Origin of the sequence: Mycolicibacterium aubagnense, assembly GCF_010730955.1 — a bacterium.
Taxonomy (GTDB): domain Bacteria; phylum Actinomycetota; class Actinomycetes; order Mycobacteriales; family Mycobacteriaceae; genus Mycobacterium; species Mycobacterium aubagnense.
Window position 1 is genome coordinate 5,353,983 of the sequence record NZ_AP022577.1, and the last position, 15,423, is coordinate 5,369,405.

At 69.5% G+C, this 15,423-nt stretch carries 14 protein-coding genes; 6 read left to right on the forward strand and 8 right to left on the reverse strand.

Features of this window, described 5'->3' with window-relative positions; all coding sequences use genetic code 11:
* Positions 1–2: 2 nt before the first annotated feature.
* Positions 3–1,274, reverse strand: a complete 1,272-nt coding sequence (locus G6N59_RS25620) for a glycosyltransferase 87 family protein (protein WP_138229730.1) — start codon at positions 1,272–1,274, stop codon at positions 3–5.
* Positions 1,275–1,386: 112 nt separating this feature from the next.
* Between G6N59_RS25620 and G6N59_RS25625 the strand changes: the two genes are divergently transcribed.
* Both G6N59_RS25625 and G6N59_RS25630 read left to right on the forward strand, forming a co-directional pair.
* Positions 1,387–2,226 (forward strand): hypothetical protein, encoded by an 840-nt coding sequence (locus G6N59_RS25625; RefSeq protein ID WP_179970235.1) that lies wholly within the window; start codon positions 1,387–1,389, stop codon positions 2,224–2,226.
* Positions 2,227–2,721 (forward strand): polyadenylate-specific 3'-exoribonuclease AS, encoded by a 495-nt coding sequence (locus tag G6N59_RS25630; protein WP_138229732.1) that lies wholly within the window; start codon positions 2,227–2,229, stop codon positions 2,719–2,721.
* Positions 2,722–2,737: 16 nt separating this feature from the next.
* Here G6N59_RS25630 and G6N59_RS25635 read toward each other — a convergent pair whose 3' ends face one another.
* The 5 genes from G6N59_RS25635 to sigC all read right to left on the reverse strand — a co-directional run bounded on the left by G6N59_RS25635 (position 2,738) and on the right by sigC (position 6,575).
* Positions 2,738–4,189 (reverse strand): copper resistance CopC/CopD family protein, encoded by a 1,452-nt coding sequence (locus tag G6N59_RS25635; RefSeq protein ID WP_138229733.1) that lies wholly within the window; start codon positions 4,187–4,189, stop codon positions 2,738–2,740.
* Positions 4,186–4,881 (reverse strand): YcnI family protein, encoded by a 696-nt coding sequence (locus G6N59_RS25640; RefSeq protein ID WP_138229734.1) that lies wholly within the window; start codon positions 4,879–4,881, stop codon positions 4,186–4,188. Before G6N59_RS25640 ends, G6N59_RS25635 begins: the two co-directional genes overlap by 4 nt.
* 19 nt (positions 4,882–4,900) lie before the next feature.
* Positions 4,901–5,458, reverse strand: coding sequence for a DUF5134 domain-containing protein (locus G6N59_RS25645; RefSeq protein WP_138229735.1), 558 nt, complete (start codon positions 5,456–5,458; stop codon positions 4,901–4,903).
* A 28-nt stretch (positions 5,459–5,486) separates the two neighbouring features.
* The gene (locus G6N59_RS25650; protein ID WP_138229736.1) at positions 5,487–5,945 is read right to left on the reverse strand and encodes a hypothetical protein; all 459 of its coding nucleotides are present in this window, start codon (positions 5,943–5,945) and stop codon (positions 5,487–5,489) included.
* A gap of 75 nt (positions 5,946–6,020) precedes the next feature.
* The gene (gene sigC / locus G6N59_RS25655; RefSeq protein ID WP_138229737.1) at positions 6,021–6,575 is read right to left on the reverse strand and encodes an RNA polymerase sigma factor SigC; all 555 of its coding nucleotides are present in this window, start codon (positions 6,573–6,575) and stop codon (positions 6,021–6,023) included.
* Between the two features lie 106 nt (positions 6,576–6,681).
* Between sigC and G6N59_RS25660 the strand changes: the two genes are divergently transcribed.
* Positions 6,682–8,967, forward strand: coding sequence for a heavy metal translocating P-type ATPase (locus tag G6N59_RS25660; protein ID WP_268815788.1), 2,286 nt, complete (start codon positions 6,682–6,684; stop codon positions 8,965–8,967).
* A 49-nt stretch (positions 8,968–9,016) separates the two neighbouring features.
* Here the strand turns inward: G6N59_RS25660 and G6N59_RS25665 are convergent, their stop codons facing one another.
* The gene (locus tag G6N59_RS25665) at positions 9,017–10,921 is read right to left on the reverse strand and encodes a cytochrome c oxidase assembly protein (protein ID WP_407665910.1); all 1,905 of its coding nucleotides are present in this window, start codon (positions 10,919–10,921) and stop codon (positions 9,017–9,019) included.
* A 251-nt stretch (positions 10,922–11,172) separates the two neighbouring features.
* On the opposite strand from G6N59_RS25665, the gene G6N59_RS25670 reads away from it, so the two are divergent.
* Positions 11,173–12,546 carry a PepSY-associated TM helix domain-containing protein gene (locus G6N59_RS25670; protein WP_138229738.1) on the forward strand — a complete coding sequence of 458 codons (1,374 nt, stop codon included), beginning with the start codon at positions 11,173–11,175 and terminating at the stop codon, positions 12,544–12,546.
* Entirely contained in the window at positions 12,543–13,199 is a 657-nt protein-coding gene (locus G6N59_RS25675) for a DUF5134 domain-containing protein (RefSeq protein ID WP_138229739.1), read from the forward strand. The genes G6N59_RS25670 and G6N59_RS25675 overlap by 4 nt, the downstream gene beginning before the upstream one ends.
* Before the next feature lie 9 nt (positions 13,200–13,208).
* Here G6N59_RS25675 and G6N59_RS25680 read toward each other — a convergent pair whose 3' ends face one another.
* Positions 13,209–13,922, reverse strand: a complete 714-nt coding sequence (locus G6N59_RS25680; RefSeq protein ID WP_138229740.1) for a zf-HC2 domain-containing protein — start codon at positions 13,920–13,922, stop codon at positions 13,209–13,211.
* A gap of 113 nt (positions 13,923–14,035) precedes the next feature.
* On the opposite strand from G6N59_RS25680, the gene G6N59_RS25685 reads away from it, so the two are divergent.
* Positions 14,036–15,421, forward strand: a complete 1,386-nt coding sequence (locus G6N59_RS25685) for a class II 3-deoxy-7-phosphoheptulonate synthase (RefSeq protein ID WP_138229741.1) — start codon at positions 14,036–14,038, stop codon at positions 15,419–15,421.
* Positions 15,422–15,423 lie beyond the last annotated feature (2 nt).

The following is a 15,423-nucleotide window of genomic DNA, read 5'->3' on the forward strand; positions in this document are numbered from 1 at the left end:
GTTCAGTTCGTCGCCGAGACCGGCGCGACGTGCTCGGTCGCGTCGATGGCGGGCGTCCCGCGGCCGGTGATGGTGCCCGCTGCGGCGATGACGGCCAGTCCCCACCACACGTACGAGCTGCCGATCACCTGGCGCCACAGCGTCGCGTCGACCTCGTGGTGCTCGGGCAGCAGCCGGATCGGGGTGAAGACCAGCAGGACGGCGCCGATCGCGCTCACTGCTGCGAGGGTGGCGCTGCGTTCCCGGTAGGCGACCACGGTGACGGTCACCATGGTCGGCAGTGCCCACACCCAGTGGTGCGACCACGACACCGGTGACACAACCAGTCCGAACATCGCCACGCACATGAGCGCCAGTACCGGTTGCCCCGCGCGGAGCACCCGATGCGCCGCCCACACCGTCAGCGCCAGCACCGCGAAGCACAGCAGCACCCAGAGCACGAATCGCGGTGTCGCCGACATCCCGAACCGGGCCAGTGTGCCGGAGATGTTCTGGTTGGTGTTCAGCGTCGCGGTACCGATGCGATCGGTGTTGCGGACCGTCCTGGTCCAGTACTCCCACGAGTCGCCCCAGGCCAGGGCGAACGCGAACAGCGTGACCACGACCGACGACGCCACCGTCGTCAGCAGCGCGCGGAAATCGCGACGCAGCAGGAAGTACAGCAGGAACACCGCCGGGGTCAGCTTGAGGGCGATGGCCACCCCGAGCAGGACGCCGCGGGGCCACGGCGTGCGGCGCGGGATGCAGTCGGCGATCACCAGCGTCATCAGGACGACGTTGATCTGACCGAAGTTGAAGTTGGACCGCACCGGTTCGAGGAACAGCACGGCCGGTCCGACGATGGCGGCGGCCAGCCAGCAGCGGCGGGCCAGGGCCGAGCCGCCGAGTCGCGACTGCGGCCACACGTCCAGCCGGGTCAGCACGATCACGATGGACACCAGCAACAACGCGAACGTCGTCACCGTGATGGCCACGCTGGCCCCTGGCAGCGGGAGCCAGGCGAACGGCGCGAACATGATCGCGGCCAGCGGCGGGTAGGTGAATGGCAGGTCGATGCCCGCCTCGGTACGGAAGATCGTGCTCTCGCTGTACAGCGGGGTGTTGTTCAGCCAGGCGCGGCCGCCCATCCGGTACACGTCGATGTCGATCCGGTACGGCGTATGACCCAGCAGCCGCCACGCGCCCCAGACCAACGTCAACGTGGCCAGCAACTGCAACAGCCGCCAGGCCAGCCGTCCGGCGGGGGTAGGCCACAACCCGGGTCTGATACGCATCTCGCCGGACAGCCTATCGGGGGGACCGGCGCGTCGGCGCCCTGCGGGGCGGTGACACGCATGCACGGGCGTAAGTTTCTTCCCCGTGCGGTTGCCCTTACCTACGGAGTTCGTGTCCAGCGGGCGGCTGCCGTTGTTGTGGTGCCTGATTGCGTTCATTCTGACGTTTTTCGTGACCCGCACCGTCGTGCGCTACATCAGGGCGCACGCCGACAATCCGGCGCCGCGCAAATGGTGGCAGCCGCGCAACATAGGCCACGGCGGGCTGCACATCCACCACGTCGTGATCGGTGTGGTGCTCGTGCTGGTGTCCGGGGTGACGATGGTGACGCTCGCGGTCGACGGGGGAGTTCCCGAATTCACCGTGGCAGCAATCTTTTTCGGCATCGGTGCGGCGCTGGTCCTCGACGAGTTCGCGCTGATCCTGCATCTGTCGGACGTCTACTGGGCCGAGGACGGCCGCACCTCGGTGGACGCGGTGTTCGTCGCGATCGCCGTGGCGGGGCTGTTGGTCCTGGGGTTCAACCCGCTGTCGTTCTTCGACATCACGGTCTGGCGTGCCGACCAAGATGTGGCGGCCCGCGTCATGGTCGTGGCACTGGCCCTCGTCACCCTGGCGCTGGCGGTCGTCGTGCTGCTCAAGGGCAAGGTATGGACCGGTCTGATTGGGATGTTCATCACACCGCTGCTGGTCGTCGGTGCCATTCGGTTGTCGCGGCCGCATGCGCCCTGGGCCCGTTGGCGATATACGAGCCGGCCCCGCAAAATGCATAAAGCGCTGGAACGTGAGCGCTGGCTGCGCCGGCCGGTGGTGCGGGCGAAGCTGTGGTTACAGGATGCGGTCGCCGGTATGCCAAAGTTTCCCGACGACGCGGCCGTGGACCAACAGCTCGACCGCGAGATCCATGCGGCACCCGCGCCGCCGGACCGAATCCCTACCGAGGTTTCCTGAATGAAGTACTTCTACGACACGGAATTCATCGACGACGGTCGCACCATCGAGTTGATCTCGATCGGCGTGGTCGCCGAGGACGGCCGCGAGTACTACGCCGTCTCCTCCGAGTTCGATCCGGACCGGGCTGGCTCGTGGGTGCGCAAGAACGTGCTGCCGAAGCTGCCGTCGCCGTCGTCGAAGGTGTGGCGGTCGCGCCGGCAGATCCGCTCGGAGCTCGAGGACTTCTTCAACATCGACGGCGACGAGCCGATCGAGCTGTGGGCCTGGATCGGCGCCTACGACCATGTGGTGTTGTGCCAGCTGTGGGGTCCGATGGCCGACCTGCCGCCGACCATGCCGCGCTTCACCCGGGAGCTGCGGCAGTTCTGGGAGGACTGTGGCAGCCCGCGGATGCCACCGCGGCCGCGCGACTCCCACGATGCGCTGGTCGACGCGCAGCACAACCTGGACCGCTATCGGTTGATCGCCGAGATGATGACGGCGCCCAGGTAACTCAGCTGCGGGTGGGTCACCAGGCGCGGAACGGCACGCCGGCGACGGCGGCGTCGTTCGGGCCGAACTGGACCGTCAGCTGCAGTGTCCACAGCCCGGGCCGTGGTGCGGTCGCGTACGTGCTGTGCCAGCGGCCATCGGGGCCTGCGGTGAAACGCACGGGCAGGGAGGCGATCTCGGCGCTCGACAGCGTGCCGCGCAATCCGGTGGCGCCGGGCACGGTCACGTCGATGGGGATGGCACCGTGGCGCGTGGTGTCGAAATGCACCCGTGCCTGCCGGTCCTGATCCAGCGGGGCGGTGGCGGTGAATTCGGGGCCGTAGGTGTTGCGGGCCGGCGGCTCGCCGGTCAGCACCGTGGTGATCAGCAGCACCAACACAGCGAGCGCGGCTTCCAGCGGCACGGTGCGACGCAGCCGCTCCGGGGTGAGCCTGCGCCGGCCCAGATACGCCAGGGCGGCCATCAGCGTCACCAGGAAAACCTTGACGCACAAGGCCATTCCATAGCCCGTCGACCACAGCGACTCGATGGGCGACACCTGCCGCCACGCCTGATACTCGCCGCTGAGCAGGACCGCCGCCACGCAGCCGAACGCCACGCGCGACCAGCGCTGCAGCTCGTCGGTCCGGCGCGCCGGCAGGACGACCAGCGTCAGAACACCCAACCCGCCCACCCACAGCGCCATGGCCAGCAGGTGCACGGCGGTGATGGCCGTGGCCAACCACGGGTCGGCCCCGGCTGCGGCGTGTCCGGAAGCGGCGACGCTGACCGCGAGCGCCGTCGCAATCACGAGAAACAGAGCGGTACCGGCGCGGGTCGTCACCGCGAGTGCGACGAGCATGGCTGCCTGTACGTAGAGCTGCGTATCAGCTCCGGTGGTGGCGACGTCGATGGTGGTCGCCGCGGCCAGCAGCACCCACCCGATGCCGGCTAGGATGCGGGTTCTGCGCAGCGCGAGCGCCCAACCCCACACCAGCCGGGCCGCCGCGAGCACGCCGACGCTCAACGCCAGACCGGCGTACCGGAGGCCGCGGGCGACGTCCGAGGCCGCCGACGATGCGGGGACCTGATGGGCCTCCGGCGGCGCATCCGGGGCCTGCTGCACCCCGAAGGTCACCGACCCGGACACCTCGTGGCCGTCGGCCGACATGAGCCGCCATGTGGCGGTGTAGCTGCCGCGAGGCAGGTTCGGCGGCAGGGCGAGTTCGACGGTGGTGTTGCCCGACTGCTGCCGGACGCCCTGGTCAATCCGGACCCCGGTCGCCGAAATCACCTGTACCGCACCAGAGATCAGGCGAACCGGTTCATCGAACGTCAGGATGACCCGGCTTGGCGCAGCCGGCAGGGAGGCACCGTCGACCGGATCGCTGGAGACCAGGACGGCGTGCGCGTGCGCGAGGGGAGCAGGCAGCAGGAGCGCGAGCAGAACCGCCAACAGGACGCCCGGCAGCGCTGCGACCGATCTCAATTCTCTGGTCGTGACGTCGTCTTTCGCCGGGACGATGCCAGGTTGGCGATGCCCAGCAGCAGCGCGACCACCGACACGGCCAGCGCTGTCAGGCCCGGCCAGGCGGGTGTCGCGGGCGCCGGGGCAGCGGCTGCGGCGCGGTCGTCGCCGCCACCGGCGGGCTTCAGGTGCAGGGCCGGGGCCGGGTGCTCGGGCTCGGGCTGGCCCGGGGTGGCCTTCTCGTTCCAATTCACCGTCTTGCCGTCGCTGTAGGTCTGCACGGCCGGGAGCGCCAGCGTGTTCACCTTGGGCAGTGGGCCGGCCGAGATGGCGAAGACGTTGAACTGATGCGGCGGAATGGGCGCGTCCGGGGCGGTGGCCTTCCACTCGACGGACGAGACGTACTCGGTGACCTCGACGCCGTCGTCGTCCTTCTGCGGTGCCGGCAGCTTCTTCTTGGTGATGGTGGCCGTCCAGCCCGCCTTCTGCTGGGTGCTGACCGAGATGATCGGCTGGTCGTCGGGCAGGACGACCAGCAAGGCGGTGGTCGACGCGGTATCCGACTCGGTGGGAACGCGGAAGTTCAGCACGCCCCAACCACCCTGGGTGGCGTCGCCGGTCACCTTGACGTGGGCGGCGGCCGGCGCGGCCAGGGCGACGGCGCAGGCCGTCGTCGCGGTGACGGCGGCGAAAGTCTGAAACAGCTTGGGCATGTTGTCCTTTCGGGAGGGGTTAGACGGCCATGACAGCGAAGGCGGCGCTCATTCCGAGCGCCATCAGCAGGTCGGCGTACGGGCGCTTCGGCCCGCGCACCAGCAGGTAGAACCACCACAGCACGGCGGCGCAGAATCCGATTGCGAGCACGACGCACACCGCGGTGAACCAGCTCGGGGGCGTCACCGCGACGGCACCGTGACCGAGGTGTGCACTGTGGTGGCCGGAGGCTTGAGCTGTCGCTACCGGAACGCCGGCATTCGGCGCCATCAGCAGGCTCATCAGTGCCATCGCGGCCATCATGGTGCAGTGGTAGACGGGGTGCGGCAGCCCGAAGCCGAACAGTGCGAGGTAGGCGAAGTACAGCGCACCGGCGGTGAACACCAGGACGTACAGCAGCGGTGACACCCGCATGCCGGCCGGCCAGAGCATCGCGATCATGCCCACCGACGCCAGTGCATGCAGTACCCCGACGCCGCGCTGCCCGGGTACCCGCCGTCCGGCGCCCACGAACAGCAGCGCCGCTACCGCGAACACGGCAGTCAGCGCCCAGCGCAGGGCGGAGTCGGCGATCACGCTGTCATTAGTCGTACGGAACGGGTCTTCAGTTCCCGGAAGTCTTGGCCCGCATGTCGGGTTGCGATCGGTCCAGCGGTGTCAGCGCCACACCCAGCCAGCAGACGGCCAGGACGGCTGCGGACACCAAGCCGGCCAGCGGCCACCACACCGAAACCCGCGCCGGCGACGTCTGGCACCACCACACCGCACCGAATCCCGCCGCGGTGGCCACGCCCGACAAGTACAGCGCCGCGCAACACACGCGAAACCGCTTGCGCCACAGCGCTGTTGCCGATGCCGCCGCAGCCAGGGTGAACAGTATGGCGACGACCTTCAGCACCCACCGATGAGTCTCCGACCAGCAGATGCCGGCGGACGCCGCGAGCACGACGACAGCGGCGGCGGTGGGGTAGCGGCGCGCGGGGCCGATCCAGACCTCGTCGAACACCCGTCGCCCGATGGCGCTCAGGGTGTGCTCGAGGTCGATCGCGTGGCGGGTGGACAAGCCGAACTCCGTTCAGTCTGTAGAACAGTTTCGCAGAGTTGGTCGGATGCGCGGCGGCGCGGGTTCCGCGGCGGCTCAGCCTGCGCTCTGGTCCTGGTTCGCGGCGCGCAGGAGGTCGTCGCGGGCCCGGGCGACCCGGGAGCGGATGGTGCCGACGGGGCAGCCGCAGATTTCGGCGGCTTCGGCGTACGACAGGCCCAGAACCTGGGTCAACAGCAGCGCTTCCCGGCGGTCGGAGTCCACCCCGTCGAGCAGCATCCGGATCTCGACGATGTCCTCGAACCGCGCCGTCGGCTGGTGCATGTCGATGACGGTCTCTGGCTCGATGGCGGCGCTGCTGCGCGGGCGGCACTGCTTGCGCCGGATGTGGTCGACGACGACCCGGCGCGCGATCGACAACAGCCAGGTGCGGGCCGTCGAGCGGCCGCGGAACCGGGACAGCGAACCGAGCGCCCGCAGATAGGTCTCCTGCGTCAGATCGTCGGCGCTGCCGGGCTCGTCGAGATACGCGACGGTGCGCCAGACATCGCGCTGGGTAGCCTTGATGAACTGCTCCAACGCGGCGCGATCACCCCGACCGGCGGCCAGCGCCAGGCGCGTCACTTCGTCGTCGTCGCCGCGGCTGTTCACGGCCCGACCATATGTGAAGAGCGCCGGGAACTCACAGCCGGGCACGTCCGACCATTGATTTGGTAGCCCGCACAGCGCGGGAAACAACCGGGGGGACAATAGGAGGATGATGACGGCCAGCTCGGTCAGCACAGTGGTTGGCAGCGCCGACGACACGGCGGCCGCTGCCACGGCTGCCGACGATGTGCGTCGGGTGCAACTCGACGTGACCGGCATGTCATGTGGCGCCTGCGCCGCGCGGGTCGAGCGGACGCTCAACAAGATGCCGGGCGTCCGTGCCTCCGTGAACTTCGGCACCCGCGTGGCGACGGTCGACGTGCTCCCCGACATCGCCGACACCGAGCTGTGCGACGTGGTCCGCAAGGCCGGCTATGACGCCGAGCCCCGCTCCGGCGTGACTGCCGGGGACCGCGATGACGAAGACCTGTCGCACGCCCGGTACCTGCTGCGCCGCCTCCTCGTGGCCGCCGTGCTGTTCGTCCCGCTGGCCGACCTGTCGGTGATGTTCGCCGTCGTACCGAGCACCCGTATCACCGGGTGGCAGTGGATCCTCACCGCCCTCGCCCTGCCGGTCGTGACGTGGGCGGCCTGGCCGTTCCACCGCGTGGCGTTGCGCAACGCCCGCAACCGGGCCGCCTCCATGGAGACGCTGATCTCGGTCGGCGTGACCGCTGCCACGGTCTGGTCGCTCTACACGATGTTCGTGGGACACCACGCCACCAGCAGCACCGGCATCTGGCAGGCGCTGGCCGGCAGCGACGCGATCTACTTCGAGGTCGCCGCGGGCGTCACGGTGTTCGTGCTGGCCGGCCGCTACTTCGAGGCTCGCGCCAAGTCCAAGGCCGGCAGTGCGTTGCGGGCGCTCGCGGCGCTGAGCGCGAAGAACGTGTCGATCCTGCTGGCCGACGGCACCGAGATGGTCATCCCGGCAGAGGAGCTCGCCGAACAGCAGAAATTCGTCGTGCGCCCCGGCCAGACCATCGCGGCCGACGGGCTTGTGGTCGAGGGCTCGGCCGCCGTCGACACCAGCGTCATGACCGGTGAGGCCAAGCCGGTGCGGGCGACGCCGGGTAGCAGCGTCATCGGCGGCACGATCGTGCTCGACGGCCGGCTCATCGTGGAAGCCGCCGCGGTCGGCGCAGACACCCAGTTCGCCGGCATGGTGCGGCTGGTCGAGGAAGCGCAGGCCCAGAAGGCCGAAACGCAGCGCCTCGCCGACCGCATCTCCTCGGTGTTCGTGCCATGCGTCTTCGGCATCGCCGCACTGACCGCGCTGGGCTGGGCACTGGCCGGTGCGGGACCGGACAAGGTGTTCGCCGCGGCGCTCGCGGTCCTGGTCATCGCCTGCCCGTGTGCGCTGGGCCTGGCCACGCCGACGGCGATGATGGTGGCGTCCGGACGTGGCGCCCAACTCGGCATCTTCCTGAAGGGGCACCGGTCGCTCGAAGCGATCCGGGCCGTCGACACCGTCGTCTTCGACAAGACCGGCACCCTGACCACCGGGCATCTGGCCGTCACCGCGGTCACCGCGGTCGACGGTTGGGAAAACGAGGACGTGCTGGCCCTGGCCGCGGCGGTGGAGTCGGCGTCCGAGCATGCGGTCGCAGTGGCCATCACCACGGCGGCACCGGAGCACAGCCTGGACCACAAGGCGGTCACCGATTTCCAGGCCGTGCCCGGCCGCGGCGCCGTAGGCATCGTGGGGGAGCGCGAGGTGCGCATCGGCAAGCCGTCCTGGGTGGCCGGCCGAACCGCGGTGCCCGCGGCCCTCGCCGAGGCGCGACGCGGCGCGGAATCCCGCGGGGAGACGGTGGTTTTCGTGGCCGTCGACGGCGAGCTGTGCGGTGCCGTCGCGGTGGCCGACGCGGTTCGTGAATCCGCGGTGGGTGCCATCGCCGCGCTGCACGAACGTGGGCTGAAGACCATCCTGCTGACCGGCGACAACCCCGCGGCGGCTGCCGCGGTCGGTGCCGCGGTGGGCATCGACGACGTCATCGCCGACGTGCTCCCGGACGGCAAGGTCGACGTCATCCAGCAGCTGCGCGACCGCGGTCGCATGGTCGCGATGGTGGGGGACGGCATCAACGACGGACCGGCGCTCGCGTGCTCCGACCTGGGGCTGGCCATCGGCCGCGGCACGGACGTGGCGATCGGCGCGGCGGACATCATCCTGGTCCGCGACAGCCTGGACTCGGTGCCGCAGGCCCTGGACCTGGCCAAGGCGACCATGCGCACCATCCAGATGAACCTGGTGTGGGCGTTCGGCTACAACATCGCCGCGATCCCGGTGGCGGCGGCCGGCCTGCTCAACCCACTGATCGCGGGTGGGGCCATGGCCTTCTCATCGTTCTTCGTGGTGTCGAACAGCCTGCGGCTGCGCAACTTCCGGTGATTTGTGCACGATTTTCCGCGGTCGGCGCGGATTTTCGTGCACAAATCCCTTATTGCTGGCCGCGCTGGCGGGCCAGTTCGCGCAGCATCGCGTTGTACGCGTCCAGGTCGTCGTCGCCGTAGTCGCCGTCGGCGTGCCGGTCCGCGCGGGACGCAGCGCGGCGATCCTGCCGCGCCCACTGCGCCACCAGGGCGATGACCACCAGAATGACCGGCAGTTCGCTGGAGCCCCAGGCGATGGCACCGCCGAGGTGCTGGTCGGCACCGATGCTGGATAGCCATGGCAGGCCGACGAACTTGTAGAACGGGCCGCCCATGGTGTCGGTCATGGTCATGGTCGCGATGCCGAAGAACGCGTGAAACGGCATGACCGCGAACAACAATCCGAGCCGGCCCAGGAACGGCAGGCGCTTCGGGCCCGGGTCGATGCCGATGATGCCCCAGTAGAAGAGGTAGCCGACCAGAAGGAAGTGCACGCTCATCAACTCGTGGCCCCAGTGGTAGCGGACCAGGGTGTTGAAGATCGGGGTGAAATACACCGCGTACAGCGACGCGACGAACAGCACGAACGCGACGATCGGATTCGACAGTGCGGCTGTCACTTTCGAGTGCACCAGCCACAGGATCCATTCGCGCGGCCCCGGTGGGGCGTCGGGACCCGCCGGTGGCAGGGCGCGTAGCGCCAGGGTTACCGGGCCGCCCAGCACCAGAAGTACCGGCACGAACATGTTGAGTGTCATGTGCTCGCCCATGTGCACGCTGAACATCGCCGACCCGTAGGCGCGCACACCCGAGCTGCTGGTGAACAGCAACACCGCGCAACCGACCAGCCACGCGATCAAGCGGCCCACCGGCCACTCGTCGCCGCGGCGCCGTAGCTTCAGGTACCCGTACAGGTAGGCACCGGCGAGCACGATCGCCCCGATGCCGATGAAGGTGTCGAACCGCCAGACCGTCAGCAACCGAACCACGTTCGGCGGGTCGGGCAGTTCGTAGCCGAGGAAGATGTCCCAGGTCGTGAATTGGTGATGCAGCAGGCGCGGCGCCGTCTGCACTGCCATCGCCGACACCGCCGCGAGCGCGATGATCGCGGGCAGGCAGGTGGCCAGCCGTGACGGCTCGGCTCGCCGCAACGCCGCGGCATCGGTGATCCAGGACGCAGCCAGCGCGATCGCCGCGACGCTGGCCCAGCGCCCATAGTCGCTGCCCGTCAGCCCGGGGGGACCGAGCTGCTCGGCCAGCAGCAGTACACCGTAGATCAGGGCTCCGGTCCCGCAGGCGACCTGGATGATCAGCACGCGGCGGTAGAGGTCGGCGGCCGGCGGACTGACGGCCGCGGCGATCTTCGTGCCGGCCAGCACAGACAGTGCCACCGCGAACACGATGACTGCGCTGGTCGTGTAGTCGTGGTCAGGACCTTCGCTTGCGTTGCCGGTGACCGGCAGGGCCAGGACGCCGATCACGCTGGGCAGCAGCAACACACACATGGCGATCCAGCGCACGCTGAACCGCAGCGTCAGCGCCACCACCGCCGCGCAGAGGGCGGCGGCGATCCAGCCGCGGGACATCTCCGATGCGGCGATGGCTCCGCCCAGCCGGCCGCTCTCCAGCAGTCGCAGCGCCGGGGCGCCGGCGTCGGTCGCCGCCTGCACCACCACCATGAGAGCGGAGGCGACGAGCCACACCAGTGAAACCCGTTCCAGCACAAGGTGGATCCGGTAGGCCGGCGGGTCGATGATGCCGTTGGAATCGGGTCGCGCGGTGGTGACGATGTAGAAGAGCCCGCCGAGGCAGATCGCGCCGGCGAGGACGGCCGTGAAGTACCCCACCGGTTCGGCGCACGAGGTGAGCGTTCCGGGGTAGCTGTCGCCCGTGGCGACGAAGCGCTGGTCGCCCGAGATGAGTGCGTAGGCGACCAGTCCCACCAGCGCGGCCAGATAACCCAACAACGGCAGTATCTGCCCCAGTCGCGTCGCTCGCCCCGGTGCCTGCCCCCGTCGCTTCGCTCGCCCCGGTGCCTGCCCCCGTCGCTTCGCTCGCCCCGCTGCGAACCTGCCGGCCTGGCGCGGCGACGGCGCCTCGTCCGTGCCCATCGGAATACCGGCCTTCCACCTGAAGAACTGATCACGCCCAGTCTACGACCAGGTGTCGTAGAAATTTCCCGGGCGCAGGAACTCCTGGCGACGCGGTCCGACCAATACAAGTTGTGAGTCAGACTCAACTGCCTGAATCGGACGTCCCCGCCACGTCTGATCCGTCGGTGTGGAAGCGCTTTCGCCCGGCATTGCTGCGGCTGCACTTCTACGCCGGTCTGTTCGTCGCGCCGTTCATCCTGATCGCTGCGGTCACCGGGCTGCTGTACGCGCTGATCCCGCAGATCGACAGCGCGGTGTACCGGCATGAACTCACCGTCGACCATGTCGGGGACCGGCAGTTGCCATTGGCGGCCCAACTGGCGTCGGTCCGCGCGGCCCACCCGGAGGGCACCGTCACCAGCATCCGGCCGCCCGCCGCGCCGGACGAGACGACGCAGGTGACGCTCGCGGTGGACGACGTACCGGCCGACTACGCGCGCACGGTGTTCGTCGACCCGTATACGGGTGCGGTCCGCGGCGCCCTGACCACGTACGGCCAGTGGCTGCCGGTGCGGGCCTGGTTCGACGAACTGCACCGCAACCTGCATCTCGGGGCCTTCGGGCGGAACTACAGCGAGCTGGCGGCCAGCTGGTCGTGGGTGATCGCCGGTGTCGGCCTGCTGCTCTGGATCGGGCACAACAAGGGACAGCCGCGCCGGCTGGTCGTCCCGGATGTGCGGGCGACGGGGCGGCGCCGGCTGCTGTCGTGGCACGGCACGCTCGGGGTCTGGATCCTCGCGGCGGTCGCGCTGCTGGCGGTGTCGGGCATGACGTGGTCCCGGTTCGCCGGGGAGAACGTCGCCCAGTTGCGGACGCAGCTGAGCTGGACCAGCCCGTCCGTGGACACCGCACTGCCGGGGCAGGCCGCCGGCGCGGCCCTCGACGAGGCCACCGCGCTGCGTGGAGCGGACGCGACGCTGCAGGTCGCTCGCGATGCGCACCTAAGGACCCCGATGTGGATGTATCCGCCGGCGACCAGTGGACAGGGCTGGCAGGTGGCCGAGCGCAAACGCGACTGGCCGACGCAGTACGACGCGATCGTCGTCGACCCCGCCACGAGCAAGGTGACGTCGCGGCTCGACTTCGCCGAGTGGCCGGTGATGGCCAAGATGACCGACTGGGTCATCGATCTCCACATGGGCATCCTGTTCGGCCTGGCCAACCAGCTGGCACTGATCGCAGTCGCCATCGCGATGATCGTGGCGATCCTGCTGGGCTACCGCATGTGGTGGCGCCGGCGGCCGACCCGCGGTGACGGGTTCGCGCTGCCCACCGGTCAGCGGCGCGGCGCATTGTCGGCGCTGCGTCCGTACGAGGCGGTGCTGCTCGTGCTGGTTCTCGCCGGCGTGGGTTACTTCGCCCCGCTGTTCGGCCTCACGCTGGCGCTCTTCGTCGCGGTCGACGTGGTCCTCGGTTGGCGTCACCGCCGGGCGGTGGCCCGGTGATCGCTGACATCTGGCTCCGGTTGCTCGTGAGCGGGCTGTTCCTGGTGAGTGCGGCGCAATGCGGGTATGCCCTGGTCACGGCCCGCGAGAACCGGACGTGGCTCGATCAGACCAGCCGTGTGCTGCATCTGCTGATGGCGGTGGCGATGCTGGTCATGGCATGGCCGGCGGGGATGGCTGTGCCGAACCGGCCGCCAATGGTGCTCTTCCTGCTGGCGGCCGGCTGGTTCGTCGTGGTCCTGCTGGTGCGCACCGGACACCGGGTCGCCGACGGTTATCACGCGGTGATGATGCTGGCGATGGCGTGGATGTATGCGGTGATGGACGGGCAGGTGCTGCCTGCTCAGTGCGCCGGGACGGCTGCCGACGCGCCACGGGCGGCGGCGTCGATGCCGTCCATGCCCGGCATGGACATGTCCGGCGGGGCGACGCATTCCGGCCCGATGGGTGGCTGCGGGCACCCAGCGGCGTGGGTCGGCGTCGTGAATTGGGCGGTCACCGCGGTGTTCGGCGTTGCGGCAGTGTGGTGGGCCGTCCGCTACTTCACGGTGCGGCAGCAGCGTCCCGACGCTCCGGCGCACCTGTGGTTCGCCATCGCCTGCCAGGCGATGGCGGCGGCCGGGATGGCGATCATGTTCGCCGTGATGGTCTGAACTGGTGGCTCAGGCCGCGTTGCCGTCGGTGGGCCAGAGATGGCCCCGGCGGCGCCCGCGCGAGGCGTTGTCCGGCAGCGTGATGTCGTCGAGCGTGGGCGCCGCGTCGCGATCTGGCCGGGGCGGCCCGAGGGTGTGGCGACGCCACACCAGCACGGTCAGCACCACACCGGCCAGCGCCGGCAGATGGCTCAGCATGCGAACCACGCCGACCGCGCCGGTCAGTCCGTCGACGACGACGTAGCCGGCGAGCACCGACGTGAACACCCCGCCGACGATGGCCAGGCCCATCGCCGCGGCGGGCCGGGCGGCGGCGACCAGCATGGCGACGCCGAGCGCGACGGACCAGGCCGTCGACTCGTTGACCACGTGCTCGCCCATCGAATGCCCGACATGCACGCCGATGCTGACGCCCGCGGCCTGGAGCACTGCGAGCACGATCTGGATGGCGCCCACCGCCGCGAGGCTGCCGCGCACCCAGTCGATACCGGCGCCGTTGTCGGGCAGGGCAGGTTGGGAGACGGTGTCGGCGACGGCGGTGATCCGGGTGCGGTCAGAGGCGATCAGCCCACGCAGCAGCTGCATCTGGCTGTTCATCTCGTCCTGCCACTGCCGGCACTCGGGGCACGACGCCAGATGCTCGTCGACGCGGCGCGCGGGCACGGGTTCGTGCTCGCCGTCCATGCGCGCGGACAGCGCCTCCCGAGCAATCTCGCACTCCACATCGTCAATAGTCGCGCACCGGGCCCGGTTTTCTCCCGGTGGTCCCGAATCCGTCGATCCAGGGCCGTATTGGCGGGTAAATACTCGCTGGTCGGCGCCGGTACCATGGACACGTGAACTGGACCGTCGACGTACCCATCGACCAGCTGCCCGAGCTGCCCCCGCTGCCCGAGGATCTGCGCGCGCGCCTTGCCGACGCCCTGTCCCGCCCGGCCGCGCAGCAGCCCAGCTGGCCCGCGGACCAGGCTGCCGCGATGCGCAAGGTGCTCGAGAGCGTGCCGCCCATCACCGTGCCGTCCGAGATCGAGAAGCTCAAGCTCCAGCTGGCCGATGTGGCGCAGGGCAAGGCGTTCCTGCTGCAGGGCGGCGACTGCGCCGAGACCTTCGTCGACAACACCGAGCCGCACATCCGGGCCAACATCCGGACCCTGCTGCAGATGGCCGTCGTGCTGACCTACGGCGCCAGCATGCCGGTGGTCAAGGTGGCCCGCATCGCGGGGCAGTACGCCAAGCCGCGTTCGTCGGACACCGACTCGCTGGGCCTGACGTCCTACCGCGGTGACATGGTCAACGGTTTCGACCCGGAGCCCGCGGTGCGAGTGCACGACGCGTCGCGTCTGGTGCGCGCCTACGCCAACGCGAGTGCCGCGATGAACCTGGTCCGGGCGCTGACCTCGTCGGGTCTGGCGTCGCTGCAGCAGGTGCACGAGTGGAACCGCGAGTTCGTCCGGACGTCGCCGGCGGGTGCCCGGTACGAGGCGCTGGCGGGCGAGATCGACCGCGGCTTGAACTTCATGACGGCCTGTGGCGTCAACGACCGCAACCTGCAGACCGCCGAGATCTACGCCAGCCACGAGGCCCTGGTGCTCGACTACGAGCGGGCCATGCTGCGGCTGTCCACCGAGTTCGAGGAACCGCGCCTGTACGACCTGTCGGCGCACTACGTGTGGATCGGTGAGCGCACCCGTCAGCTCGACCATGCGCACATCGCGTTCGTGGAGACCATCGCCAACCCCATCGGCATCAAGATCGGCCCCACGACGACGCCCGAGATGGCCGTGGAGTACGTGGAACGCCTTGATCCGCACAACATTCCGGGCCGGCTCACGCTGGTCAGCCGGATGGGTAATGGCAAGGTGCGCGACGTGCTGCCGGGCATCATCCAGAAGGTGGAAGCCTCCGGCCATCAGGTCATCTGGCAGTGCGACCCCATGCACGGCAACACCCACGAGAGCTCGACGGGTTACAAGACCCGGCACTTCGACCGCATCGTTGACGAGGTGCAGGGCTTCTTCGAGGTGCACCGGGCACTGGGTACGCACCCGGGCGGTATCCACGTCGAGATCACCGGCGAGAACGTCACCGAATGTCTTGGTGGCGCGCAAGATATCTCTGACGACGACCTGGCCGGCCGCTACGAGACGGCCTGCGACCCGCGCCTGAACACCCAGCAGAGCCTGGAACTCGCGTTCCTGGTCGCGGAGATGCTCCGCGACTAGCG

Coding starts and splice junctions, on each gene's coding strand:
- G6N59_RS25630 (WP_138229732.1), top strand. CDS start 2,227: ATGAAGTACTTCTACGACACGGAATTCATCGACGACGGTCGCACCATC.
- G6N59_RS25660 (WP_268815788.1), top strand. CDS start 6,682: ATGATGACGGCCAGCTCGGTCAGCACAGTGGTTGGCAGCGCCGACGAC.
- G6N59_RS25620 (WP_138229730.1), bottom strand. CDS start 1,274: ATGCGTATCAGACCCGGGTTGTGGCCTACCCCCGCCGGACGGCTGGCC.
- G6N59_RS25640 (WP_138229734.1), bottom strand. CDS start 4,881: ATGCCCAAGCTGTTTCAGACTTTCGCCGCCGTCACCGCGACGACGGCC.